The organism is Hafnia sp. HMSC23F03 (assembly GCF_001816025.1).
GTDB lineage: Bacteria > Pseudomonadota > Gammaproteobacteria > Enterobacterales > Enterobacteriaceae > Hafnia > Hafnia paralvei.
The window spans coordinates 118,166-144,392 of sequence record NZ_KV824234.1 but is presented as its reverse complement, the minus strand read 5'-3'; the positions used below and the strand labels follow the sequence as shown (position 1 = coordinate 144,392).

The following is a 26,227-nucleotide window of genomic DNA, read 5'->3' as shown; positions in this document are numbered from 1 at the left end:
GCGTCGTTCAGTGACGGCGATTAATTTCCCGCAGGGGCTTGGCCCTGATCCTGCATGCCGCCTAAAATGCCAAACAGGCCAACAAACTGAGCGAGAGGCATTTTGGTGCCGTTCAAATCAACTTGACCATTCGCATAGCTGAAGCTGCTAGAAATCATGTTGTCTTTCTGGGTTGTCAGTTTAAACATTTGGCCCATGGCTGAAATACCTTGAATTTGCTGTCCCGCTAAGCGTTTTGCATCTTCAGCGTTATAACCTTCTAATTCTGCTGCTTGAGACGCTAACTGAGTCGCCATTGGCATGGAGATAGCCAGTTTTGCATCCAGTTTTTTGATGGACTGCAACATCAGTGGCTCGTCGGTGGTTTCTGCCTGAGGCTGAGGATTCACAAGATTGAGATCCAAGCTAAACTGGCTTTCGCCCTGAGAGGTCTTCCAGCTTAGAGGTTGTACATTCAGCGTTGGATTACCGGCGAGTAGGGCTGGCATATTCTTTTCAACCAGCGCCGCTAATTCTTGTTGATATACATCAGGATCGAGATCATCGCCCTGAGCCAGTTGGCGATTGATAAAATCATTGTACTGTGAAGCAAAGGTTTTTAATCCTTTACCATCAACACCGCTAAATTTCAGCGTTAATGCGCCCTGACCAAAATCTTTGCCGCTGATTTTTAGTGCATCAAGTGTGTAGTTCAAAACGCCATTGAGGTTTTTATCATCTTCACCCATGTTAGCGTCTAGTTTGAAGCCATCTAACACTGCAGACTCTTTACCATCGACAGACACCGACAGATGCTTGGCATTCATTTTCTGTGAGCCGATATTCAGATCGAACTTGCCGCGATGGCTATCACTTTCCATCGTGAAACCTTGCAGAGTGATTTGCTCTTGCTGGTTCATCTCATTTGGTGCAGAGATCGCTACGTTATCGCTGTTCATATCGAATTTCAGCGAGGACAGATCTTTAGCTACGTCTGCGTTAATCACTGCGCCGTCAAATTTTACCGAAATTTTATCTTTCGCGTAGTCGACAGGAATGAGCGTAATTTTCGATTGCGTATCGCCGTTGTAGGCGATGCGGGTATCAGCATCGATCAGCGATTTACCCTTCGTGGCATCAAACAGCGCTTTTACCGCTGGCGTATTTTCTAATTCGGTATGTACAGAGGCCATGCTTGGCACAAAGTTGAATTTTTTCAGCTGAGCGGTAGGGAATGGGCCGTGGGTAATGGTTTCTTTCAGGACAATCTGCTCACCGGCTTTTAGGCTTGGCTCGCCTTTGAAGCTCGGATCGTTTTGCAGAATATAGCGCACATCAGTGGAGAACAGATGACGGTTATAGTCTTCGTAGCTGAGTTTTAAACCCGCTTTAGGGAAATAGTTGTTGATCTGGCTATTAACGTTCTCGACCTCAGTCGTCATACGTTGCTCAATGAGCTTGCCGGTATACCAAGAGGCTCCAGTCCAAGCGGCACCTAAAACCACGATGACCGCGACCGCGACAGCTGATTTTTTCATATTGAGTTCTTCCTTAAGCCTTGAATGTGCTGCCGCAGGGAGACATCCCATCAACGGCGTATCAAAAAATTTGTGGCGAGCATAAACAAAAAACGCCCGCAGGCGTTTTTATTGTGGCGGTAAACAACGCCAATTAGCAAATACTAATCTGAATTAGCTAAGAAAAGAGAATTTTCTAAAGAGGGTTTTAGCCTCGTTTATCCTCTTATGTGCTCAGAGTTCGTTAAATACACGAGCCAACTGTCCATGTCCTTGGACGGTCACCGGTGATTCATTCGCGGGAAGATAGCAAGACTCTCCCGGTGCTAACGTAATACGCTGCTCACCTTTGCTTAATGTTGCTTCGCCCTCAATGCAGAACAGCACTGCGGCACTCTCTTGCGCTAAGGACTGTGGTGCGTCGGTCAGCGTGTGTACGGCAAAGGCAAAGTCTTCAACGGGAATAGGGAAGCGCGTTTCGTTGCCAGTGATAACCGGCGTCGTCAGCAGTGAGTTCGCCGGTTTAGGCACAAATTTCACGTTAGCCAGCAGTTCAGGAACATCGATATATTTCGGCGTTAGGCCTGCGCGCAGCACGTTATCGGAGTTAGCCATAATCTCTAACCCTACGCCGTTTAAATAGGCATGCGGCGTCTCGGCATACAGGAACATGCTTTGTCCCGGCGTTAAATCGATGGTGTTGAGCAGCAATGGCGAGAACAGCCCGCTATCGTCTGGATAGACCTGGGCGATACGGCGAATGGCGTCCCAAGCGGAGCCTTGCTGATGGTTGAGCGCCTCGGCAAGTACGCTAAGCGCATGGGCTTTTTGTTCGCCCGTCATGCTTAACAAATTCCCGAACAACGCGGTGAGATGCTGTTCATCGGGATGTTGGATAAATTGCGCGATATCTGGGTGAGCATCGGCTACAGGCTGTAACAACTGCGCGATTTCAGTCAGTTCGCGGAACCCGTTCATTGCTTTGAATGGGGTTAAGGCATAGACCAATTCAGGCTTATGGTTAGGATCTTTGTAATTACGGTTTGCGGCATTGATTGCAATTCCAGCCGATTCCTCACGCGCAAAGCCTTCTTCGGCAGCATGTTTGCTTGGGTGTACTTGAATTGAGAGAGGCTGTGCTGCGCAGAGAACTTTGAACAAAAACGGCAGCTCACCAAAGCGTTTTGCCACCGCATTCCCTAAATTGCCATTCAGATCCTTGGCGATTTCGTCACGCAGCGACACTTTATGACCATTTTTATCTAAAACCTTGGAGCTGCTTAGTGGATGCGCGCCCATCCAGAGTTCGGCCATGGGTTTGTTATCTGGATTTGGAAAACCATAAAGCTTGCTGAGTGCGTCGTGACTACCCCAAGCATAGTTTTGTACGGCATTGATCATCTTTTGCATTGGTATCAACCTAAGGTGAAGTTAAAGCGAATTATAAAGTGATTGCGATAAGTAAACAGGAGATAGCGCACCTGACGCAAGGATATTGATGTAAGAAATTAGACGAGCTCTCACATTCTAACCAGTTGATATAACGCTATACTCATTAAATGAGCTAACCATTCACCGGAGTTAGGTATTTATAACCAAGGAGAAAATATGACAGCTATGCGCGTTGAACGAGACTCTATGGGCGATATTGATGTTCCTCAGGCGCGGTTGTGGGGCGCTCAAACGCAGCGCTCATTGGAACATTTCCGTATTTCGGTGGAGAAAATGCCGCAGGCGTTAATTGATGCGTTGGCGGTGGTAAAAAAAGCTGCGGCGCAGGTGAACCTAGATCTTGGTTTATTAAGCGAAGAGAAAGCCGAGGCGATCATGCAGGCCGCGCAGGAAGTTATTGACGGTTTTCGTTATCAGGAATTTCCGCTCGCGGTGTGGCAAACCGGTTCGGGGACGCAAAGCAATATGAATATGAACGAAGTTCTGGCGAATCGCGCCAGCGAATTATTGGGCGGAGAACGTGGCAATGAGCGTAAAGTTCATCCCAATGATGACGTGAATAAAAGTCAGAGCTCGAATGATGTATTTCCAACCGCGATGCACGTGGCGGCGGTGGTGGCAATCCGTCAGCAACTATTGCCGCAGATGGATGTATTGATACAAACCTTGCAGGAAAAATCAGAGCAATTTAGCGACATCGTGAAAATCGGTCGTACACATTTGCAGGACGCAACGCCATTAACGCTTGGGCAAGAGATCTCAGGTTGGGTTGCGATGCTCGTACACAGTAAAAAGCATCTTGAATACGGGCTTGAACATCTCTATGAGCTGGCTTTGGGAGGGACTGCGGTTGGGACAGGACTTAATACGCATCCTGAATACGCTGTGCGGGTGGCAAAAGCGATCGCTCAGCTGAGCGGCTGTGATTTTGTGACGGCTCCGAATAAGTTTGAGGCATTGGCCAGCTGTGACGGCTTGGTGCAGGCTCACGGTGCGCTGAAAGGTCTGGCCGCATCGATGATGAAAATAGCCAATGATGTTCGCTGGCTGGCCTCTGGGCCACGTTGTGGTATCGGCGAAATTAGTATTCCTGAAAACGAACCGGGTAGTTCCATTATGCCGGGAAAGGTGAATCCCACTCAGTGTGAAGCCGTTACTATGCTTTGTGCTCAGGTGATGGGGAATGATGTTGCGGTGAATATCGGAGGTGCTTCGGGGAACTTTGAACTCAACGTCTTTCGACCTCTGGTTATTCATAACTTTTTACAATCCGTGCGCTTGCTAGCCGATGGAATGGAAAGCTTTAACGAACATTGCGCCCGTGGAATTGAACCTAATCGGCCTCGAATCAATCAGTTATTGAATGAGTCGCTCATGCTAGTCACCGCGCTTAACACCCATATTGGCTATGATAAAGCGGCTGAAATTGCTAAAAAGGCTCACCACGAGGGCTTAACCCTCAAAGAGTCTGCCCTGATGCTGGGTTATGTCACGGCGGCTCAGTTTGACGAATGGGTTAAACCACAAGACATGGTGGGGAGCACCATTAGATCATGATACTTTCGTGACGTTGTCACTTTATTCCAGTTCTCGATAAAGATGTAAACGGGGTATCAAGAGCTCAAGCCTCTTTGCGCGCGGACGGTGTTTTACCTGAATATTGTCCGCGTCGTAGTCGTTTAAATCGCCCAGCAGGGGAACCGGTGTTTCGCTAAACTCATCCGTTAGGGAAATCAACGGCATGCTACAAGGATGTTGTATCTGTTTTTGTTCCTCCTGATACCAAACGCGTGCAATGGGCTGAACCTTTACCGGCCGCTTTATCTTCAGCTTAACCCCTTCAGGCAAACGCATGACGTCTTCTAATTCTTGACTCACCAGCTCAGCCCACTGTTCGCGAGAATAGGGCGGAACCGAACGATTGGCGGTCAAACTTTTCTCTAAGCGAGCAATGACCTCATCGCGCTGCATATTTTTGATTACGCTCTTATTTGCCCAACCAAAACGCACGGTGGTTGGGTTATGTAATACCGTTAGCGATCGATAGGCGCTCAGTGTAATTAAGCCTTTAAGGTGAGCGTGAACGAACTCGAAGCGTTGCTCGGGGGGGAGGCCGGACTCTACGGCAATGATCTTCTCCAACTGTTTTTTGAGCTGGTTAACCTCACTAATAAGGGCGCTGGTGGATTTCACCTGTGAATAGGTGGCGGAGTAGCAGAGTACACCGGGAAGGCGCACCGCGGCTTTACTGCTGATATGCTGTGCATGATGGTGAATGAACAGACGGCGAAAATGCTGTAATCCTGCATCAAATGCGGATTCACCCGAGCAAGGGATAACGCTAATATGGGTGACTTCGTCATGCTCTTTACCTTTTTCGATATCAGGCAATTGAAAGACGTTCGCTTGCAAAGGTGTCAGTGATTTAAGCACAGCGTCGATTTCCATCAGGCCTTGCTCAAGCTGGTGGAAGCAAACGTTCATTCGATCAATGACATGGTTAGCAGACATAGCGCACCTTTTATTCCATGGTTATTTAGTTACAACATACAATGTAAGTCATAAAAAAGACACCGTCTGTAGCTCCGCAGAAAATAGTTAACTAACGTGGTATATGGTATCTCAAAGAATAAACTGCGCTGAACAGCGGAGGGAAGGCTGGCGTAGGAGAGCAAAAACCTCCGTAAAACGGAGGTTTTGATAAAGATCTATCGGTACTCATTCATCATCATGTTCATCGTCGCCGTCCAGTTCTACGGGTGACTGGAAACCGTCAGGCTTAATCGCCAACAAGTCGCATTTCAGATGGTCGATGACATGCTCTGCGGTATTGCCAATAAATGCCGCTGAAATACCAGTGCGGCCTAAAGTACCTAACACGACAACGCCAGCGTTCAGATGCTCTGCCACATCAGGGATCACTTCCTCAGGTAGGCCTTTCTCTACGTGAGTGCATTCTTCCTTCATACCAAATTTCTGACGCAGCGCTTTCATGGCGAGCAGGTGCTGCCCACGGATGGCATCGTTGTAAATGCTTGGGTCAAAGTCAGGTAGTTCGATAGCAATGTTAATTGGCGTGACGGGATAGGCACCGACCAAATGCAAAGAGGTATGGTCAACATGCTCTGCCAGTTCGAGTGATTCTTTCACCAATTTAATATTGAGAGGATCGTGGTAGGGTTCTTCGCTTGATAGATTCACTGCCACCAGAGCGGTGCCGTTCTGTGGCCAAGGCTGATCTTTTACCATCCAAACAGGGCAAGGGCATTTACGTAGCAAGTGCCAGTCGGTTGGGGTGAAAATAACGGCTTCTAAGCGATCGTGCTGATGTGCCATTTTCAGCAGTAAATCGTACTTGCCGCTAATCACTTCTTGAATGATGGCTTCGAATGGACGGTTATGCCAGACCACCTTGATTTCAATAGGCACACCCGCTTCCAAATAGTAACGACACTGCTCTTTGATCCACGCAGAGCGTTGACTGATAACACCTTGGCGCATCGACATTCTCTCATCGGGCGAGAGCAAGGTCGTCATTTCGTAGGAAAAATCGTAGATAGACAGAAATGCCGTAATACGTCCGCCATTTCGCTGGACCAGATAAACAGCACGGCGCAACGCCGGTTGATCATCCTGATTGGGATCAATAGCCACCAGAAGATTCTGATACTTCGCCATACCGCCTCCTCGCTAACCCAAATAATGTGTGCATTGCACTGTTTTATCGTCCATGGGACAAATACAACAATAGGCCTTACAGATTAAGAGTAAACCATCATGGGAAAACAAAGTAGGGGATAGAAGAGAACCGGATCAACTAATCGGAAAAAATCCGTTAGAAATTAGTGACCCGGTTTAATATCATTCAGAAAACTATCTGAACAATGAGTCTCTGAACAATTACTCGTTGGTTGCGCGGGGATTGCCAGCCAACAGCGAAAGCGCATCAACATCTTGAATGGTGATGTATTTACCTTTCACACTTAAAATTTCACTTTTTTGGAAACGACCCAGCAGACGGCTGATGGTTTCAACGGTCAGTCCCAGATAGTTACCGATATCACCACGTGTCATGGTCAAACGGAACTCACGTGGAGAGAAACCACGTTGAGCAAAACGGCGGGAGAGATTATAGATAAAAGCCGCCAAGCGTTCTTCGGCGTTTTTCTTTGATAACAACAGGATCATGTCCTGGTCACCTTTAATCTCACCGCTCATCAAACGCATCATCTGCTGGCGCAGGCTTGGCATTTTGCCCGACAGATCGTCCAGAGTCTCAAACGGGATCTCGCAAACCATTGAGGTTTCGAGTGCCTGAGCAAAACTTGGATGCTGCTGATTACCAATGGCATCAAATCCCACCAGATCGCCTGCCAGGTGGAAAGCCGTAATCTGTTCATCACCTTGCTCGGTGATGGTGTAGCTCTTAATGGTTCCGGAGCGAATGGCATACAGCGATTTCAGCTCATCACCGGCTTTAAACAACGCCTGACCTTTCTGAATCGGCTTTTTACGCTCAATGATGTTATCAAGCTGATCCAGCTCGTGCTCATTGAGAGTAAAAGGAATGCACAGCTGGCTAATGCTGCAATCCTGACAATGGATCGCACAACCGCCAGACTGGATACGACGAATGACGCGCTTTTCCGGAATCATAGGTAATGCCCAAGCAATATTGATATTGGTCAATTTTAACATCTTTTAGGGGAGAGAATAAACCCTGTTGTTGATCCAAACGATAATTTGACGATTAAGTGGACATAATTTTAGGAAATGTGACCGAAATTGAGTTTGTTTTATGTGACAACGTCACAATAAGAGGGTGGATATGTTGTGTTTATTTGTGCGCCTTGTTTTTCTTGTTAATAAATAGCAAATAAAATGGAGGTCAATGTTTTGAGCTCTTCTTTACAGGATACTTAAGAAACACAAGGCTGGTGCGGCTTAGCGGCAGTCTTAAAAAAAATACGTTAATAATTTGTCGCAAATGAATAAATATCTTCGCTACTCACTCAATGCAGCATTAATAATTGGTTTAAAAATTATTTTTTTGCTCAAAGTCACACTGCAATACCTTAAAAAAACCAAAAGTAAAATGTAAGCAAACGTGGGTAACACGCACTTAGTCCATTAAGATATATCTGGCCGATCTTTGATTATTTATCTGAATCGGAAAATGTCCGAAAAGAATCACGCAATGTTGGTGAGGTTTCCTTGTGAAGTGAGAATTCCAGACTACAATAGCCACGTTTTCGCCTTTTCACCAAGACGGTTAATCCATGCTACGAAGCGATGTGTCCCACAAGAATAAAATTGAACTCCTCAGTCCTGCGCGCGATGTTGCTATTGCGCGTGAGGCTATTTTGCACGGCGCAGATGCCGTTTATATCGGCGGGCCGGATTTCGGCGCACGTCATAATGCGGGCAACTCGCTGAGCGATATTGCCGAGTTGGTTACTTTTGCCCATCGGTATGGCGTAAAAATTTTTGTCACGCTCAACACCATTTTGCACGATGCAGAGTTAGAACCCGCGCGCCTGTTGATTCATCAACTGTATGACGCCGGCGTTGACGCGCTCATCGTGCAAGATCTTGGCATCCTCGAGTTGGATATTCCGCCAATAGAATTGCACGCCAGTACGCAGACCGATATTCGCAGCGTAGAAAAGGCCAAGTTTTTATCCGATGTGGGCTTTTCGCAGATCGTTTTAGCGCGTGAGCTAAACCTCAGTCAGATTAAAAATATCAGCGATAACATCGATGCGACCGTGGAGTTTTTCATCCATGGTGCGCTGTGCGTTGCCTACTCAGGGCAATGCTACATTTCCCATGCCCAGACAGGGCGTAGCGCAAACCGAGGCGACTGCTCTCAGGCATGCCGTTTACCCTATACGCTGAAAGACGATCAGGGGCGCGTGGTCGCCTATGAAAAACATCTGCTGTCGATGAAAGACAACGATCAGAGCCAAAATCTCATCGCACTGATTGACGCGGGCGTTCGCTCTTTCAAGATTGAGGGGCGTTACAAAGATATGAGCTATGTGAAAAATATCACGGCTTATTATCGCCAGCACCTCGACGCGATTATGAACGAACGCCCGGAATTGGCGCCGGCATCTCTGGGGCGCACCGAGCATTTCTTCGTGCCGTCCCCAGATAAAACCTTTCACCGTGGCAGCACCGATTACTTTGTCAATCAGCGTAAAATGGATATCGGCGCGTTTGATTCGCCAAAATTCGTTGGTTTACCGATTGGTGAAATTCTGAAGGTTGGTAAAGATCATGTCGATGTCAGCGTGACAGAGCCGCTGACTAATGGCGATGGTTTGAACGTATTAATTAAGCGCGATATCGTCGGTTTTCGGGCGAGCAAAGTGGAAAAAATCGCGGCCAACAGCTTCCGCGTATGGCCTAACGAGATGCTGGATGCGTTGAAAAATATTCGTCCTCACCATCCGCTGAACCGCAATCTGGACCACAATTGGCAGCAAGCGTTGCTGAAAACGTCGAGTGAGCGACGCATCGGCGTCAAACTGTGTCTAAAAGGTAATCAAAACCAGCTGATGTTAACCGCCACCGCCGCAGACGGCGTTAGCGTAACCCAAACATTAGAAGGTTACTTCGACGTGGCCAATCAGCCAGAGAAAGCCTTCAGCAATTTGCATGACGGTTTGGCGAAACTCGGGCAGAGCATCTATTTCTCTCAGGGGATCGAAATCAATCTGCCTGCGGCATATTTTGTGCCTAATGGTTTGCTCAATCAGCTACGGCGCGAAACTATCGATATGCTGACCGAGGCGCGTTTACATGCGTATCAGCGCGGCAGTCGTAAAGCCGTTTCCGAACCGGCACCGATTTATCCCGAAACGCACCTGACGTTTTTAGCTAACGTTTACAACCATAAAGCCCGTGAATTTTACCAGCGCTACGGCGTCCAACTGATTGATGCGGCCTATGAGGCACATCAAGAGAAAGGTGACGTTCCGGTGATGATTACCAAACACTGTCTGCGATTCGCGTTTAATTTGTGTCCTAAACAGGCGAAAGGCGTGCAGGGGGTGAAAGGGCGCGCATCACCGATGCAGTTAATCCATCAGGATGAAGTGCTAACGCTCAAATTTGATTGTAAACCGTGTGAAATGCATGTGATCGGCAAAATTAAAAATCACATTTTGAAGATGCCGCTACCAGGCAGCGTTGTTGCATCGGTTTCACCTGAAGAGTTGATGAAAACGTTGCCAAGCAAATCAGCCAGCGTAACAAAAGCTAAAGTTCGTCGCTAGACACTTGCCAATCTGTGCTCGGCTCAAGCCTCTCCAGTGTGTAGAGAGGCTTGAGTCATACCCATGACTATTTTCTCTGACGCGTGATATTGTCAATATCCGCACAGGATAGACCAATATCTTTCAGCTGCTGCTCACTCATACGATGTAAAGCGTAATACGCCTTTCTCCGCATACGCCACGTTTGCCAATGCTGATACAGTCCCATGAAAAATAGATAAAACGGCGACTGTAAAAAGGGTTTCTTGGCTTGGTTTTCATCATATCCCATCATGTTGCTCCTCGCTGTTTCGATAGATCTATCATTGCGCGAAGCGAATACAGGTCACAGATACAAAAATAACTATTATTTAACATACAGATTGCGCATTATGCGATCTGAATGGTCAAAATCACAGGCAACTGTACTGGTTTTAGACGGTTTGAATCTCACACCACGAATCAAGGGGACACCATGACGCGCTATCAACACCTCGCCGACTTATTAGCACAACGAATTGAAGCGGGGCTATATCAAAGCGGTGAGCGTTTGCCATCGGTTCGCACGTTGAGTGAGGAACATTCGGTCAGCATTAGCACCGTGCAACAGGCGTATCATTTGCTTGAAGATAGGCAGCTCATCAGACCGCAGCCAAGATCGGGATATTATGTTACACCACGCAAACATACTCCGCCTGCACCGGCGATCAGTCGGCCAGCGCAGCGTCCTGTTGAAATAACTCAATGGGAATGTGTTCTCGACCGCCTGAATGAAGAACCCGATGGCGATGCCATTCCTTTCGGCAGCGGATCGCCGGATATGAGTCAGTCCACGCTGGCTCCGTTATGGAAAGCGATGACACGGCTGATGCAGTCTCAAGACCGTCGAGTATTGAACTACGATCCCGTGTATGGCTCTTACGCTCTGCGCGAACAGGTTGCGCGTTTGGCCATCGATTCAGGATGTCATTTAAATCCTGCCGATATCATTATTACGAATGGCTGTCATGAAGCACTGATTGTAGCGATTCGCGCGGTTTGTTCGGCAGGCGATATCGTTGCGGTGGAATCACCTGCGTTTCATGGGATTATGCAAAAACTACGTGGTTCCGAAATAAAAGTGATTGAGATACCAACCGATTCAAGCACGGGGATCAGCGTAGAAGCGCTCAAACTGGCGCTTGAGCAGTGGCCAATTAAAGCGGTGATGCTCGTACCTAACTGCAATAATCCTTTGGGTTTCATCATGCCTGAGCCACGAAAGCGCGAATTACTGTGTTTGGCTCAAGAATATGACATCGCCATTATTGAAGATGACGTCTATGGTGATTTAGCCTTTGAGTATCCTCGACCTATCACGATTAAATCTCTGGATATGGATGGTCGAGTCCTGCTGTGCAGTTCTTTCTCGAAGACGGTTGCTCCGGGACTGCGTGTGGGGTGGATTGCACCAGGCCGCTATTTTGATCGTGTGGTTTACATGAAATATACCGGGACTGGCGCCTCGGTTTCGCATCCACAGTTAGCCATTGCCGAGTTTATCAAGGCTGGAGGGTATCAAATCCACCTACGCCGCATGCGCAAATATTATCAGCAGAATCTAGAGAAATTCACCTGTCGAGTGAGGGAGTATTTCCCTTGCGGAATATGCGTCAGTCGCCCTCAAGGAGGATTCGTGATGTGGATTGAACTGCCAGAACATTTTGATTCCGTGCGTTTAAGCCTTGAGCTCAGCGAAGCGAAAGTACAGTTTGTTATCGGTTCGCTGTTCTCTGCATCGGGTAAATATCGAAATTGTTTGCGATTAAATTACGGTTTGCCCTATAGCGATAAAGTCGACCAAGGTTTGCAAAAACTGGCTAAGGCGGTTGAGTGCGCCATGTTGGAATGCCAGCTGCAAATGGCGGGAGAAGCCCGTCAAAACGGCACTAATCGCTGATAAAATCCAAATCTTGTGCGTAAAAATCGATCGCTTTGCGATAAGCCAGAATCCCGTCGTCCTGCGTGGTGCTAGTGAGTAACAACAGGGTGTCACGCAGCGCACTTTTTGCATCGCCCATGCTGTATTTCGCCAGCGCATAAAACACCTGTAGCGCACGGTCGTTCGGGAAATGCGCCACGGCCTGAGTGAGAAGTTCATAGGCTTGCTGATAATTGCCGGTCACGCGATAGGTACTGCCAAGCCCTAAATAAGCCTCTTTTAAATCAGCGTCGGGCAATCCCAGTGCAATGGCCTTTTCATAATGAGGGATTGCCCGGTTCTCTTGTCCCAAACCATCGCACGCCCATGCCGCATAATAGTGGTTCAGTGCTGAATTGGGGATAATGGCTAACTCAGCTTCTGCCGTATCCAGTGCCAATGCATAGTTCTGTGCCTTCAAAGCCGATAAAATCATAAGCTCCCCATCCAGTCAGTATTAATAGCCTTTAGCCATTACTTCGGCATAGCGGCGAAAGATAAACACGCACCACAGCAAGGAAACCACCGCCAGCGCTGCACCAATATAGCCAATGTTTGCCATGCTGAAATGAATGCTGATCTGATTTCCCAGCAAAGCGCCTGCGCCAATGCCGATATTAAAAATGCCCGAGTAAAGTGACATGGCGACATCGGTCGCATCCGGTGCCATTGCCAGAACTTTTACCTGCATTCCCAAACCGATGGTCATAATGGCCACGCCCCACACAACGCAAAGCAGGGCAATCCACAGTGGACTCGCAGCGGCAGGCAATAGCAGCAACAGGCTTAAAGCCAGCAGCACAATGGCGCCAATAATGAGTGCAGTAGGGTGTTTATTACCCAATATGCTAAACAGCACGCTGCCGATAATCCCTGCCGCGCCGAGAATCAATAGCAGCATGGTGGCAAAACCTTGGCTCATGGATGCCACGGTTTGAATAAAGGGTTCGATGTAGCTGTAGGCCGTGTAGTGTGCCGTCACCACAATCACGGTTAAAGCATATAAGCACAGTAGCGCGGGGCGACGAGCGAGAATCGGGATGCTTTTCAACGAGCCTGAATGCTCGCTTGGCAGTTTAGGCAGTAATTTAAGTACGCAGATCAGCGTTATCGTGGCCAAAATACCGATGACCAAAAACGTGGTTCTCCAGCCTAAATATTGCCCGATGATTCGCCCGAGCGGCAGACCTAAAACCATCGCTAATGCAGTACCCGTCGCCAGCAAACTCAGCGCCTGCGCCTTTTTCCCCGCTGGGGCCAAGCGAATCGCCAGAGAGGCGGTGATAGACCAAAATACCGCATGGGCAAGCGCAATGCCGATTCGTGAAATCACTAAAATCCAGAAATTCCAAGCCACCACCGAAAGCGCGTGGCTGACAATAAACAGCACGAATATTTTCACCAGCAGCCCACGCCGCTCCATCTGGCTGGTCATCAGCATGAATGGGAGAGACATCAGCGCAACCACCCATGCGTAAATGGTCAGCATCAAACCAACCTGTGCCGTGCTCATCGAGAAACTAGCCGCAATATCCGACAGTAAACCAACGGGGACAAATTCGGTGGTATTGAAAATAAAGGCAGCTACCGCAAGGGTAATCACCCTTAACCATGCGGTTTTACGGGAAACAGGAGTTTTATTCATTGCGCTTACTAAGTTAGGAGAATGGAGAAAATAGAGCAGTGGGAAGCATCATACTGCTAAATGCTCAGGATTTATAGGTGATAGGCCGATGGAAAGCCGCGACGATGAGAACGGTTACTCTGCTGATTAATATGGTTTAATTTATTTATAGTGTAAATAACTCAAGTTTTAATTTTTTAGGCCGTTATTTAGTGAGCTGTTTTAATAAAAAGCATAAGTCTGGCATATCTCTCTTCTAATCAGGGCAAGCTATCATGTTCGACTCTATCCGTTCACGTATTCTGGCAGCCTCCACCGCCATTGTTATTTGCTCTCTCAGTATTAACACCTATCTCAACTATTCCATCGCGAATAAGTACAATAACAGCGCGATAGACAGTACTCTCGAAGCCGTTTCATCCAGTCACAACCGTGCTATCGCCGATTGGGTGGCTAGCAAAAGTCATCTGGTAGCATCATTGACACCGCACGTGACCTCTCCAGACCCGATGCCCTTGATGGTGCAGGTTGCCAACGGCGGTAACTTTATGGGAATCGATATTGGCTATCCGAATAAAATTGATATCTCATCGGTACCGAACAGCGTCCCCGAAGGCTATGACCCAACAACTCGACCTTGGTATATACAAGCGGTAAAAGCAGGTAAACCGATTATTACCGCGCCTTATATCGACGTTAACACCAAGAAAATGGTGGTCACCTTTGCGGCACCTAGCATTGAAAATGGGGTGCTTAAAGGGGTGGTCGAGGGGGATGTGACGATGGACAGCGTTATCGAAAACGTTCGCTCAATTCATCCAACAGACAGCAGTTTCGGCATGTTGATTGATTCCGAAGGCAACATTATGGCGCATCCGGATGAATCTCTGACTCAAAAATCGCTTCACAGCATCGCGCCGACGTTGGATTTATCACGCTTGCTGAATGCCCGTACGCCGATTGAGTCAGAAATTAGCGGTAGTGCAAAACTGCTGCTGGCTCAGCCTGTCGCGGGAACGTCATGGTTTACCGTGGTAGCAATGGACAAAACTGAGGCCACGGCGGGTATGCGTTCTCTGCTGACAACGTCATTAGTCACGCTGTTAGTGCTTATCGTGATTGCTGCCGTCATCATTGGCGTGATTGCCCAGCGCGCGCTAAAACCGCTTATCCGTATTCGGGATGCCATGGATGCGATCAGCTCCGGTACAGAAGATCTGACCCAGCGCTTACCCACGGATGGCAAAGATGAAGTATCGCAAATCGCCGGTGCTTTTAACCGCTTTGTTGATAAGCTTAGCGCGGTGATGAAAACAATCCGCAATAGCAGCGAGTCTGTGCGTGTAGCGGCTAATGAGATTGCTTCAGGAAACCAAGATCTCTCAAGCAGAACCGAATCCGCTGCGGCAAATCTGCAACAGACTTCCGCCGCACTGGAGCAAATTTCGTCTACGGTGGCTCAATCCGCTGGCGCGGCTAAGCAGGCTAACAGCGCTGTACAATCGGCTTCAGCCGATGCCTCACGCGGTGGAGAAGCGATAGCTAAGGTGATCAACACCATGCAGTCCATTGAAACCGCCTCCGGTAAAATTGGCGATATCACCGGCGTGATTGACGGCATCGCTTTTCAAACCAATATTCTGGCGTTAAACGCAGCGGTGGAAGCGGCTAGAGCCGGTGAGCAGGGTCGTGGTTTCGCCGTGGTTGCAGGAGAGGTTCGTACCTTGGCACAGCGTAGTGCGCAGGCGGCGAAAGAGATTAAAACCCTGATTGAATCAACGGTACGCAGCGTGTCGTCGGGATCAACACAGGTGCGCCAAACCAGCGATACCATGACCGATATTGTCACCAGCGTTTCGGCAGTGACGGCAATTATGTCTGAAATCACCAACGCGGCCGATGAACAAATGCGTGGTATCAATGAGATCAACAAAGCCGTGACTCACCTAGATACTATGGTGCAGCAGAACGCAGCGCTGGTCGAAGAATCAACCGCAGCCTCGGGGGCGTTATTGTCTCAGGCCAATGATTTGGTGGGGGCGGTAGGCCAGTTCAACGTCTAAAGAAATACGAGTAGGGGCCTGACTAGTGGTGTGCTAGATATAAATATCATGCCGATAGTCAGGCCTAATGTTTACTGCGGCTACGGGGTTAACAATTTTTTCCGTGAGGTTGTCATTGAATGGTGAACTTGCCGACGCAGGGAAGCATTTATCGACAGAATGAGGGATAATTACCTGATTAATTCTGGTAATTGATATGGATACCCTAATGAACTCAGATAACAACACTACCGCTCGTGATGGCGATTATTACACTCGCAAATATCAACTGACAGCTACGCATTCCGAAGTGTTAAACGCCGCTAAAATTGTTCCGGTGGGTAAAGCGTTAGATCTCGGCTGTGGCCGCGGACGTAATTCGCTGTATTTAAATTCGAAAGGTTTTGATGTCACCGCATGGGATAAAAATCCGATGAGTATCGCTAGCCTGAATGAGGTTATTCAGGCGGAAGGGCTGGTGAATATTTCGGCCCATGAAGTCGATCTCAACACCCAGCGTTTTAGCGGAGAATATGACTTCATCCTCTCCACCGTGGTCTTTATGTTTCTCGACCGCCAACAAATCCCTGCCATTATCGAAAACATGCAGGCCAGCACCCGCGTCGGCGGCTACAACCTGATTGTTGCTGCCGTAGACAGCCCAGACTACCCATGCAGCGTACCATTCTCGTTTACGTTCAAACCGGATGAACTGCGTAATTACTATGCGGGCTGGGAGTTTGCAAAATATAACGAAGATGTGGGCGAATTACATCGCATAGATGCCAATGGTAATCGCATTAAAATGCGCTTTGCGACCATGCTAGCTAAAAAAGTGAATTAACGTGCGGTAATGAGGGGAGCTTTAGCGCGGCATAATGAGAGCTAAAGCTCCATATAAGATTAATAGTAAACACATTCATGTTCGATTTCTGGGTCACTATGCATCATGGCTAAAATAGCCGCAAGAAGGTGATCAATATTGTGGTTTGATCCTCGTTGCTGAATTCGATTCACCCATTCTGGCCCATCAATATGTTCTCCAGGCCGCACCAAATAGCTATATTTCTGCACGGCGAGGTGGAAGTTTTCCTCAATATGATCGTACTGCGCACAGCGACAGTTTTCGACAATCAATATTCCTGCATAGGTTCGAGTCAAACCAAAAGTATTCATATAACACCTCAGAGAGGAATGAATGACTACTCTTTATGTATAGCATTTTCATGTGGCATTTGTGTGACACGTCGTACAAATAGTGGGCTATTTCCCAGCATAGCCCAGTGAAACAGGGCGTTATACCGCAGCAGGTTTCGCCTTAATCATCTTCATCAACAGGATGGATAAAAAGATTAAGGCAATGCCGCTCCATTGTGTGATGGATAGCCTCTCGCTGAGGAAGATAGAACCGAGCAGAACAGCAGTAACCGGATTGAACAGCGAAATCATCGACATGGTGTGTGGGCCGAGCAGGCTCACTGAGCGAGTCCAGCACCAGTAGGCAAATGCGGTGTTACAAACGACCAACCAGATTAAACCTACCCACGTTTTCGGCGTAGGCAGCGCCGGAACACCTGCAAACATCAACGCGAACGGCAACAAAATTATTCCCCCCAGAAAAAGCTGCCAAGCGGCGAGTCCAAGCTGATCGTGAGTTGGCCAGCGTGCTATCCATAATGAGGTTTGCGCCATGAGCAGAGTTCCGAGCAGCGCGGCTGCCACGCCGACAGGATCAAGGTGAGCCGATGGATTGAGCAATAGCACCACGCCAAATAACCCTAATAAAGCAAGGCCAAGCTTTGATAATGCAGGTTTTTTTCCCTCCTGAACCCATTGCAATAACAACACCATCAACGGTAATGTGGCTCCCAGCGTTCCTGCAACCGATCCCGGTAAGCGGTGTGCCGCAATAAACAAAAGAACGAAGAAAAAAGATATATTACATAGGCTTATTGCCAGCATTCGGTTCCATTTCAACGGTGGCAATGCGGGATGGATAAGCAATAGCAAAAAGCCGGCCGGTAGGGCTCTAAAGACGGCTATCCATACCGGTGATATATCTTGTAGAAAGTAACCTACAACGGCGTAGGTACTTCCCCAGAGCAGTGGAACCATAAAAGCGATGAGTATGTTCATAGATATCTTTTTAAAAAGTTACTTTTGTAAAAGATAAGTTAGTGGCAAAAACACAATAAAACAAGTATCTTTTTAAAAAGACATATAGGAGGGTGGCGATGGAACAAGATCACGTAGATAAAATCATTGAACAATGGCAGCGTGAACGACCGGATCTCGATTGTTCTCCAATGGGGATCATTGGCCGGATGGCCCGCATGGGACAGCTTTTATCAGGCAAAGTCACTCAGGTTTATGAACAGCATGGTTTGGATACTATCGAGTTTGATATTTTGGCCACGTTGCGAAGAAGTGGTGAACTGATTACTCCTACCGATCTTTATCAGACGGTAATGCTTTCATCAGGCGCGATGTCGGTGCGACTGGAGCGGCTGGAATCACGAGGGCTCGTGTTCAAAAAGCCCAATGAACATGACAAACGCAGCTGTAAAATTGGGCTGACCGAAGAAGGGTTAAAGGTGATAGATAGGGCGCTTGAGCATCATGTGCAGAATGAAAAGCAGATCCTTGAGCCACTCAGCGCAGATGAAAGACATCAATTAGCAGGCCTAATGCGTCGCTGGTTGCTGCATAATGAGCCTACGGAATAAACATCGGCCATCAATAAATGGGCGGGTGAGTCATACTGTTTTTAACCAGAGCTTTGCGAGTCATTAAGGGGATATTTTGAATAAATCACAAGAGACAATGCATCTCACGGCATCCGAAGCACTTGATCGACTCGAAGCACTGTATGAGTCAGCGCTGGCGGCCTTGCGTACCGCCATCAGTGATTACATCAGCGATGGCAAGTTGCCGGACGTGGGTTTAAGAGCAAAAGGGCTATTTGCCTATCCACAACTGAGCGTAAGTTGGGACGGAAAATTCCGCGATCATCTGCGAACTCGCGCCTATGGGCGCTTTTCCCGCACCGGCCAGTACAGCACCACGATTGCACGTCCAGCCCTGTTTAGAGAGTATCTTTCAGAACAGTTAACGCTGCTAGAAACAGAGTATGGCGCTAGCTTTGAAGTGACACCGTCACAACAAGAGATGCCATATCCATTTGTTATTGATGGTTCAGACCTCATCCTCGACAAAACCATGACCGCAGGGCTAGCGCAGCATTTCCCTACCACCGATTTGGCTCAAATTGGTGATGGGATCACCGATGGTTTGGAGACCGGAGGCGATTTCTTCCCGCTTTCACATTTTGATGCGCTGCGGACAGATTTCTCACTCGCTCGATTGAAACACTATACCGGTACTCCTGCGGAACATATTCAGCCTTATATTTTGTTCACCAACTATAGTCGTTATGTCGATGAGTTTGTCAGCTGGGCATGTGAACAAATTCTCGATCCTAACAGCCCGTATGAAGCACTTTCCTGCGCCGGTGGAAGCTATATTACGGCTGAAACCGCAGATCCAGAAAAGACTACGTCTGATCTTGCGTGGAAGAAACATCAGATGCCAGCGTACCATCTGATTTCGGCTAACGGGCAGGGGATCACACTGGTCAACATCGGCGTCGGTCCATCAAATGCCAAGACAATTTGCGATCACTTAGCGGTGTTAAGACCGCATGTTTGGCTGATGATTGGACATTGTGGTGGGCTGCGCGAAAGTCAGTCGATCGGCGATTATGTACTGGCGCATGCCTATCTTCGTGACGATCATGTTTTAGATGCGGTTTTACCCCCAGATATTCCGATCCCAAGCATCGCTGAAGTTCAGCGCGCTCTGTATGATGCCACTAAAGCCGTGAGCGGAATGCCGGGTGAAGAGGTGAAACAGCGTTTGCGTACCGGCACCGTTGTCACATCCGACGACCGTAACTGGGAACTGCGTTTTTCCGCATCAGAGCTGCGTTTTAGCCTGAGTCGCGCCGTAGCGGTTGATATGGAAAGCGCCACGATTGCGGCTCAGGGATATCGGTTCCGCGTTCCGTACGGAACATTGCTGTGCGTTTCTGATAAACCGCTGCATGGTGAGATCAAACTGCCGGGACAGGCAAATCATTTCTACGAAGGTGCTATTTCTGAACACTTACAAATTGGCATCCGCGCGATTGATTTGCTGCGAGCCGAAGGCGATAAACTTCATTCTCGTAAGCTACGTACGTTCAATGAGCCGCCGTTCCGTTAAGTATTAAGCCGATAGGCCCACGAAAGTGGGCCTGTTTGTGATCGCGCTGTGTAAAATCTCGTGTATAACTACACTGTTAAAATTCCAGATTTCACGTAGCGTTGTCTTTGCGCTGAACGGTTTTATAACGTGCCCGCGCTTGATACTATTACAATACCCATTGAAAGCAGGTTTATCCCTATGCATCTTCTATATCAGCCATTGCTGAAACATCCCCGTATCTCTGATAGCAGTAATTATCTGAACGAGTAATTACTGCCACGAAAAATCGTTCCGTGGCTCTTATTAATAGAAGGATGAGTCATGAAAGAAAAGCATTGGTCAAAACTGGAATATCTTCACCTGACGGTAAAGAATCCCAACATTTTAGTTAGCGGAACTCACAGTTATTACAGTGACTGCTGGGACAATGGATTTGAAAAGTCGGTTGTTCGATATTTACACGGCGATAGGATTAGCCAACGCTGGGAGCCGCTAGGCAAGATCGATAAACTCATCATCGGGGATTATGTCTGCATTGGTGCTGAGTCCGCTATTTTAATGGGCGGCAATCATAATCACTGTATGGATTTTATTAGTCTTTATCCCTTCATGGAGACAATCACGGATACGTATCGTCATAAAGGTGACACGGTTCTTAAAGATGGCTGTTGGTTAGGAATGCGTTGCATGCTTATGCCTGGCGTTACCGTAGGCGAGGGTGCCATCATCGCGGCTGGAAGTATCGTGACTAAAGATGTACCAGACTATGCGGTTGTCGGGGGTAATCCCGCCAAAGTACTCAAATACCGGTTCTCTGAATCTGATATAGGTCGAATTCTAGCGTTAAATATTTACGACAGATCTGAAGACGAGCTTGAAAGTATCAGAACCTTGCTAAGCTCGAATGATTTAGATGCGCTGGAGTTTGCTCTGCAGGAGTCTGCAAAGCCATAAGTACAATAAAGCTTGGAAAAGATAATAAGTGAGAGCTTTGAGTCGTTCCGAGGTTTTAACACCCTGGTATAAATCAGGGTGTTTTCCATTAGGAGTATGGACAAATGAATAGAGTGCTTCTGATAGTGTTTTTTATTTTCTCGTTAGGCGCTTTAACAACAAGCAGTATGGCCAGCGTTCCTGAATATGTTTATTTAAATGGCAATGGTATGCTCGATAACGTTGAAGATACTGTCTTGTTAAAGAAATATGGTCAACCTGAACATAATTTCACAAAACCTCGCTATAAGTTTGTGGGTGAATATTACATTGGCATAGAGAGAACTTACCGGTCGACAAACCCCGAATTAAAAAACACACCGATTAAAGAAATGCTGTGGCACTTGAGTGATGATTTAAACTTGACATGCTGGCTTCATTATAAAGATGGGAAGTGGATTGTTATTTCTTATGTTTTCTGGCCACCAGACGCTTTGTTTTAATTCATCATTAATGGGTAAATGCTATGTTCCTTGCATAAAGGGATAGACTGATAGGGGAAAGGCACGCAGCGTAGGTTTTCACTCCATTCATGCAATTTAACATAATATACATTATGCGTACCAGAGTATCATTAGGAGGAATTTACAGGTTTTTACTCATGGTTATTCACATGCTGACGCGCCTCCTAGCTATCCCGTCAAACTAAGCGATTCAGGCTCCAGCTATCTTTCGCACGTTACAGTCTTACTGCCGCGTTCACTGCTTTCAAATTGTGGTCTCAGATTTTTGCTTGATTGACCCGCGCCGAAAGTTCCTGATGGTTTTCTTTCCTTTCGCTGTAACGGTCGGCAAGATAGCTTGTATGTTCCTTCAGGATCAGGGTTATTTTGAAGAGCTCTTCTGCGACATCAACAATTCGGTCATACCAAGGAGATGGCTTCATGCGTCCTTCGTCATCAAATTCCTGCCACGCTTTAGGCACTGACGACTGATTGGGAATGGTGAACATACGCATCCAGCGGCCAAGTATTCGCAACTGATTTACTGCGTTGAACGATTGCGAGCCACCGCAAACTTGCATAACAGCAAGCGTTTTTCCCTGTGATGGGCGAACAGCGCCTTCACTCAGGGGGATCCAGTCAATTTGGGCCTTCATAACCGAACTCATGGCGCCATGTCTTTCCGGAGAACTCCAGATCATCCCATCACACCACCTGACCAGTTCTCGTAGTTCAAGCACTTTCGGATGACTGTCCAAGGCATCATCAGGTAATGGCAGGCCGGAAGGATTAAATGTTTTCACCTCAGCCCCCATTTTTGTCAGTAACCGCCCTGCTTCTTCAGCTGCAAAACGACTGTAGGAGCGTTCTCGAACTGAACCATAAAGGATGAGAAAACGCGGCATTGTTTCAGTGTTGCTTGCTAGTTTGCTGACGATTGCATCATCAAAGCAATCCAGTTCAACTGCTGGTAACTGTGTCATAAAAAACCTCTGTTTTATAAGCTATACTTTAAAACCTATCATATATGAAATATCATATGTATATATTTTTTTCGTTGAGGTCAGAAATGCTACAGCCTGTTCAGCTTTTTAAACTCCTTGCGGATGAAACTCGTTCGACTATTGTGATGCTTCTCAGGGAGTCTGGTGAGATGTGTGTTTGTGATATTTGTGCATCAACGGCAGAGTCTCAGCCAAAAATATCACGTCACATGGCTCTGTTACGCGAGTCCGGTCTAGTGATAGATCGCCGTCAGGGAAAATGGGTGCATTATCGACTATCACCACATATGCCTGCTTGGGCTGCAAGTATTATTGAAACAGCCTGGGACTGTGAACGTGAAAATATACGCAATAAGCTCAATAGAGCGTTGTTATCCTCCTGTTGAGGATGATGTATGCATACGTTTTATCAAATATGAATGAGGTTTGTGATGTTACTAGCAGGCGTGATCTTCTTATTCACCCTAGTCCTGGTTATCTGGCAACCTAGAGGTCTGGGAATTGGCTGGAGCGCCTCATTGGGCGCAGGTTTGGCATTACTGACCGGTGTTGTTCATCTAGGTGATATTGTTGCTGTCTGGCAGATAGTATGGAATGCGACCGCAACATTTATAGCTGTGATCATCATCAGTCTTCTCCTCGATGAGGCTGGTTTCTTCGAATGGGCTGCACTACATGTCGCCCGTTGGGGTAATGGCCATGGTCGAAGATTGTTTACTTGGATTATCCTGCTCGGTGCTATGGTCGCGGCGTTATTTGCTAATGACGGTGCAGCACTTATCCTGACGCCGATTGTGATTGCGATGCTGCTGGCTTTAGGTTACAGCCAGAGATCAACATTAGCTTTTGTCATGGCCGCTGGATTTATTGCAGACACAGCTAGTCTGCCTCTGATTGTCTCGAATCTGGTGAATATCGTCTCAGCTGACTATTTTAACCTAGGTTTTTCTGAGTATGCCGCAGTCATGGTGCCTGTTAACCTGACGGCTATTGCGACGACGCTGATTCTATTGCACCTTTTCTTTCGTAATGACATTCCTGCCGTTTACGATCTTTCCCTGTTGAAAGAACCTAAAAAAGCAATTCGAGATGCCAGAACCTTTAAAACCGGCTGGCTAGTTCTGACTTTGCTATTAGTGGGATTCTTTGGCCTCGAACCTCTCGGTATACCTGTTAGTCTGGTCGCCGCCGTTGGTGCCCTAATTTTGCTTACCGTCGCGAAGAGAGGACATGTCATAAACACTGGCAAAGTGTTGCGTGAAGCACCTTGGCAGATTGTGATTTTTTCACTGGGCATGTATCTGGTAGTCTACGGTTTACGCAATGCAGGTTTGACTCACTACCTTTCTGCCCTGCTAAATCAACTGGCTGAACAAGGATTGTGGGCATCGACCTTAGGGACAGGATTCCTCGCGGCGTTCCTCTCTTCCGTCATGAACAATATGCCGACCGTTTTGGTTGGTGCCCTGTCGATTGATGGTAGCGTAGCCACAGGCGTTATCAAAGAAGCGATGATTTATGCCAATGTTATCGGTAGCGACCTTGGGCCTAAAATTACGCCGATTGGCAGTCTTGCGACGTTGTTGTGGTTGCACGTTTTGTCGCAGAAAAATATTACGATTACCTGGGGATATTACTTTCGAGTAGGCATCGTCATGACAATCCCTGTACTGTTCGTCACGCTGGCGGCATTGGCTTTGCGCCTGTCAGTAGCGCTATAGCCATTACCTTCAGGAGTATTAACACGAGATCATTATGATGAACAATATCACTATCTATCATAATCCAGCCTGCGGAACGTCGCGCAATACCCTAGAGTTAATCCGCAACTGCGGCACTGAGCCCACGGTTATTCTGTATCTTGAAACACCGCCGACTCGAGAAGAACTGATGAAACTTATCGCGGATATGGGAATCTCCGTTCGGTCGCTATTACGCAAGAATGTCGAACCTTATGAACAATTAGGTCTGACAGATGATGCCTTCAGTGATGAGCAACTGATTGATTTTATGTTGCAGTACCCTATCCTCATCAATCGTCCAATTGTTGTTACCCCGCTGGGTACACGCTTATGTCGGCCTTCTGAGAGTGTTCTGGATATTTTACCTGATGAGCAATGCGGCTCGTTCACTAAAGAAGATGGTGAGCGAGTCATTGATGAACAGGGTAAACGGATAAAAAAATAAGTGCTGGGTAAGGGAGCAATCATGCTCCCTTTTTGTCATTTCATGATGACTCAATACATTAATAAAACTTCATGTAATGCTAAGTTATGAGGCGGCTTTTAAAATAATTCGGGTAGGCTTTCAAGTCAGATTTGAACCTGATTAACATTGCACAATAGCGTCTTTATGTCTTCTCCCTACTCTATCCACGTATCATCAAATCTCATCCGCTGTTTAGTAAACATAACGCGAGTGTTATGACAGTTTTCACAAAAGCATTATTCAGTTATCTATGTATTCGCTTTCTGCTTGCTTGGAATATATATCCCTTATAGATTGCTGCTTAGGGCATCTGGGGTACATGGTCAGAAAGAAGTAAATAAGGGGATAGATTAAATGGCAAATATTCGCGATGTTGCTCGGCTAGCCAAAGTATCTATCAGCAGTGTATCAAATGTGCTGAACAATAGAATTAGTCAAATGAGCACAGAAACATTGTTACGTATAGAACAAGCAATACGCGATCTCAACTATCGCCCAGTAAGGAGTCTGCCATCGGTAGGCGATGAGAAAAATAAAATTTTTGGCTTACTGGTACCCTCTATTGTTAATCCTAGTTTTTCCGCATTAGCTCATGAAGTAGATTTAGCGGCTAGAGTATTTCGTTATCGGGTATTGTTGGGAAACTCTTACCGGCAAGAGGACGAGGAGCGAGCATTCATTGAGGATATGTTCTCACACGGTGTCCGCGGTATCATTGTTGCAGCTAGTGATATTAGGAAGACTCATTTTATTCGCGCCGCCGAAAAAGGAATGATTATTGTCAGCTATGACAATCATTCTCCTGATGGCATATCTAGCCATGCCCATATTTTTGATAGTGTTTCAATGAACAACATTGAAGCGGGTCGTTTAGCCACACGGCATCTCGCCGAGCGCGGCTGCAAAAATATATTTTTTGCCACAGAGACGACGCTGACGCTAAGCCGTAGCCATAAGATCGATGGATTTCTGTCTGAGCTACGTCACCAAAACTTGCCGTTTCAGTCTCGGATTATTGAAGGTAAAGCCAGCAGCGAGTATGGCGATACTGAGATGTTTGAGCTGGGATTAATATTGGCACCTAGAATCCTCAAACTTCCTACACTTCCTGACGGAATTGTAGCAATTAATGATGCTTTGGGAATCGGACTGATGGTCGGTTTGCAAGCTGCGGGTATACGTATTCCAGACGATATATCATTGGTTGGCATCGATAATATTTCGTTATCTAACCTTAGCTCCCCTGCTCTGACGTCCGTTATGCCCCCGCTGGCAGAAATGGCACAGCGAATGGTGGGACGACTGATAAATAGAATTGCCGAGCCTTCATTACCGATCAGAGAATATCTTTTTACTCCGATGCTCATCAGCAGAAAATCGGTAAGACCGATAAATAACTAATGCAGTTATATATTTAATCATTTTTCTTTTATAGCGGTGAATTTCATCGAATCAATATCTTTTAATAAAAATTAGAGGAGCGACACTGTGTGTGCCC

The 26,227-nt window shown here is 47.1% G+C and carries 24 protein-coding genes; 13 read left to right on the top strand and 11 right to left on the bottom strand.

All coding sequences use genetic code 11. The features are described 5' to 3' along the window. Positions 1-20: 20 nt before the first annotated feature. Positions 21-1,517, bottom strand: coding sequence for a YdgA family protein (locus HMPREF3091_RS17235; protein WP_070717425.1), 1,497 nt, complete (start codon positions 1,515-1,517; stop codon positions 21-23). Between the two features lie 213 nt (positions 1,518-1,730). Beyond that, a complete protein-coding gene (manA, locus tag HMPREF3091_RS17230; RefSeq protein ID WP_070717422.1) occupies positions 1,731-2,906 on the bottom strand; it encodes a mannose-6-phosphate isomerase in 1,176 nt (391 codons plus the stop codon). 198 nt (positions 2,907-3,104) lie between these two features. On the opposite strand from manA, the gene fumC reads away from it, so the two are divergent. Continuing rightward, positions 3,105-4,505: a class II fumarate hydratase gene (gene fumC, locus HMPREF3091_RS17225; protein WP_070717419.1), complete on the top strand. Its 1,401-nt coding sequence runs from the start codon at positions 3,105-3,107 to the stop codon at positions 4,503-4,505. Between the two features lie 21 nt (positions 4,506-4,526). On the opposite strand, the gene tus is transcribed toward fumC, so the two are convergent. The 3 genes from tus to HMPREF3091_RS17210 form a co-directional block, all read right to left on the bottom strand. Continuing rightward, positions 4,527-5,459, bottom strand: a complete 933-nt coding sequence (gene tus, locus HMPREF3091_RS17220) for a DNA replication terminus site-binding protein (RefSeq protein ID WP_070717414.1) — start codon at positions 5,457-5,459, stop codon at positions 4,527-4,529. A 207-nt stretch (positions 5,460-5,666) separates the two neighbouring features. Beyond that, complete coding sequence (uspE, locus tag HMPREF3091_RS17215; protein ID WP_070717411.1) at positions 5,667-6,626, bottom strand: universal stress protein UspE; 960 nt, start codon at positions 6,624-6,626, stop codon at positions 5,667-5,669. Positions 6,627-6,848: 222 nt separating this feature from the next. Continuing rightward, positions 6,849-7,604: an FNR family transcription factor gene (locus tag HMPREF3091_RS17210; RefSeq protein ID WP_035502416.1), complete on the bottom strand. Its 756-nt coding sequence runs from the start codon at positions 7,602-7,604 to the stop codon at positions 6,849-6,851. Positions 7,605-8,227: 623 nt separating this feature from the next. On the opposite strand from HMPREF3091_RS17210, the gene HMPREF3091_RS17205 reads away from it, so the two are divergent. Beyond that, positions 8,228-10,231: a peptidase U32 family protein gene (locus HMPREF3091_RS17205; RefSeq protein ID WP_070717410.1), complete on the top strand. Its 2,004-nt coding sequence runs from the start codon at positions 8,228-8,230 to the stop codon at positions 10,229-10,231. Between the two features lie 67 nt (positions 10,232-10,298). On the opposite strand, the gene HMPREF3091_RS17200 is transcribed toward HMPREF3091_RS17205, so the two are convergent. Beyond that, the gene (locus tag HMPREF3091_RS17200) at positions 10,299-10,505 is read right to left on the bottom strand and encodes a DUF1127 domain-containing protein (protein ID WP_083321455.1); all 207 of its coding nucleotides are present in this window, start codon (positions 10,503-10,505) and stop codon (positions 10,299-10,301) included. Positions 10,506-10,685: 180 nt separating this feature from the next. Here HMPREF3091_RS17200 and HMPREF3091_RS17195 point away from each other — a divergent pair, with 180 nt between their 5' ends. Beyond that, on the top strand, positions 10,686-12,149 hold the full coding sequence (locus HMPREF3091_RS17195; protein WP_070717407.1) for an aminotransferase-like domain-containing protein: 1,464 nt from the start codon (positions 10,686-10,688) through the stop codon (positions 12,147-12,149). On the opposite strand, the gene HMPREF3091_RS17190 is transcribed toward HMPREF3091_RS17195, so the two are convergent. After that, complete coding sequence (locus tag HMPREF3091_RS17190; protein WP_070717404.1) at positions 12,139-12,606, bottom strand: tetratricopeptide repeat protein; 468 nt, start codon at positions 12,604-12,606, stop codon at positions 12,139-12,141. The genes HMPREF3091_RS17195 and HMPREF3091_RS17190 overlap by 11 nt on opposite strands. A 21-nt stretch (positions 12,607-12,627) precedes the next feature. After that, positions 12,628-13,815: a sugar transporter gene (locus HMPREF3091_RS17185; RefSeq protein ID WP_004089672.1), complete on the bottom strand. Its 1,188-nt coding sequence runs from the start codon at positions 13,813-13,815 to the stop codon at positions 12,628-12,630. Positions 13,816-14,069: 254 nt separating this feature from the next. Between HMPREF3091_RS17185 and HMPREF3091_RS17180 the strand changes: the two genes are divergently transcribed. After that, the gene (locus HMPREF3091_RS17180; protein ID WP_070717400.1) at positions 14,070-15,857 is read left to right on the top strand and encodes a methyl-accepting chemotaxis protein; all 1,788 of its coding nucleotides are present in this window, start codon (positions 14,070-14,072) and stop codon (positions 15,855-15,857) included. Positions 15,858-16,065: 208 nt separating this feature from the next. Continuing rightward, positions 16,066-16,680, top strand: coding sequence for a tellurite resistance methyltransferase TehB (gene tehB / locus HMPREF3091_RS17175; RefSeq protein ID WP_035502252.1), 615 nt, complete (start codon positions 16,066-16,068; stop codon positions 16,678-16,680). A gap of 59 nt (positions 16,681-16,739) precedes the next feature. Here the strand turns inward: tehB and HMPREF3091_RS17170 are convergent, their stop codons facing one another. Continuing rightward, complete coding sequence (locus HMPREF3091_RS17170) at positions 16,740-17,012, bottom strand: hypothetical protein (protein WP_070717399.1); 273 nt, start codon at positions 17,010-17,012, stop codon at positions 16,740-16,742. A 120-nt stretch (positions 17,013-17,132) separates the two neighbouring features. Then, on the bottom strand, positions 17,133-17,972 hold the full coding sequence (locus HMPREF3091_RS17165) for a DMT family transporter (RefSeq protein ID WP_070717397.1): 840 nt from the start codon (positions 17,970-17,972) through the stop codon (positions 17,133-17,135). Between the two features lie 98 nt (positions 17,973-18,070). Here HMPREF3091_RS17165 and HMPREF3091_RS17160 point away from each other — a divergent pair, with 98 nt between their 5' ends. From HMPREF3091_RS17160 to HMPREF3091_RS17145, 4 genes are all read left to right on the top strand, one after another. Next, entirely contained in the window at positions 18,071-18,562 is a 492-nt protein-coding gene (locus HMPREF3091_RS17160) for a MarR family winged helix-turn-helix transcriptional regulator (protein ID WP_004089683.1), read from the top strand. Positions 18,563-18,638: 76 nt separating this feature from the next. Further along, positions 18,639-20,099: an AMP nucleosidase gene (locus HMPREF3091_RS17155; protein WP_083321454.1), complete on the top strand. Its 1,461-nt coding sequence runs from the start codon at positions 18,639-18,641 to the stop codon at positions 20,097-20,099. Between the two features lie 303 nt (positions 20,100-20,402). Beyond that, positions 20,403-21,035: a CatB-related O-acetyltransferase gene (locus tag HMPREF3091_RS17150; protein ID WP_070717392.1), complete on the top strand. Its 633-nt coding sequence runs from the start codon at positions 20,403-20,405 to the stop codon at positions 21,033-21,035. Between the two features lie 104 nt (positions 21,036-21,139). Continuing rightward, positions 21,140-21,517: a hypothetical protein gene (locus HMPREF3091_RS17145; RefSeq protein WP_070717387.1), complete on the top strand. Its 378-nt coding sequence runs from the start codon at positions 21,140-21,142 to the stop codon at positions 21,515-21,517. 278 nt (positions 21,518-21,795) lie between these two features. Here HMPREF3091_RS17145 and arsH read toward each other — a convergent pair whose 3' ends face one another. Beyond that, the gene (gene arsH, locus HMPREF3091_RS17140; RefSeq protein ID WP_064573852.1) at positions 21,796-22,500 is read right to left on the bottom strand and encodes an arsenical resistance protein ArsH; all 705 of its coding nucleotides are present in this window, start codon (positions 22,498-22,500) and stop codon (positions 21,796-21,798) included. An 86-nt stretch (positions 22,501-22,586) separates the two neighbouring features. Here arsH and HMPREF3091_RS22290 point away from each other — a divergent pair, with 86 nt between their 5' ends. The 4 genes from HMPREF3091_RS22290 (at position 22,587) to HMPREF3091_RS17125 (ending at position 26,130) form a co-directional block, all read left to right on the top strand. Next, positions 22,587-22,907, top strand: a complete 321-nt coding sequence (locus HMPREF3091_RS22290; RefSeq protein ID WP_071778688.1) for a metalloregulator ArsR/SmtB family transcription factor — start codon at positions 22,587-22,589, stop codon at positions 22,905-22,907. Positions 22,908-22,952: 45 nt separating this feature from the next. Beyond that, positions 22,953-24,242 carry an arsenic transporter gene (locus HMPREF3091_RS17135; protein ID WP_064573856.1) on the top strand — a complete coding sequence of 430 codons (1,290 nt, stop codon included), beginning with the start codon at positions 22,953-22,955 and terminating at the stop codon, positions 24,240-24,242. A 37-nt stretch (positions 24,243-24,279) separates the two neighbouring features. Then, a complete protein-coding gene (arsC, locus tag HMPREF3091_RS17130; RefSeq protein ID WP_070717679.1) occupies positions 24,280-24,708 on the top strand; it encodes a glutaredoxin-dependent arsenate reductase in 429 nt (142 codons plus the stop codon). Positions 24,709-25,083: 375 nt separating this feature from the next. Continuing rightward, positions 25,084-26,130, top strand: coding sequence for a LacI family DNA-binding transcriptional regulator (locus tag HMPREF3091_RS17125; RefSeq protein WP_070717385.1), 1,047 nt, complete (start codon positions 25,084-25,086; stop codon positions 26,128-26,130). Positions 26,131-26,227: the final 97 nt, after the last annotated feature.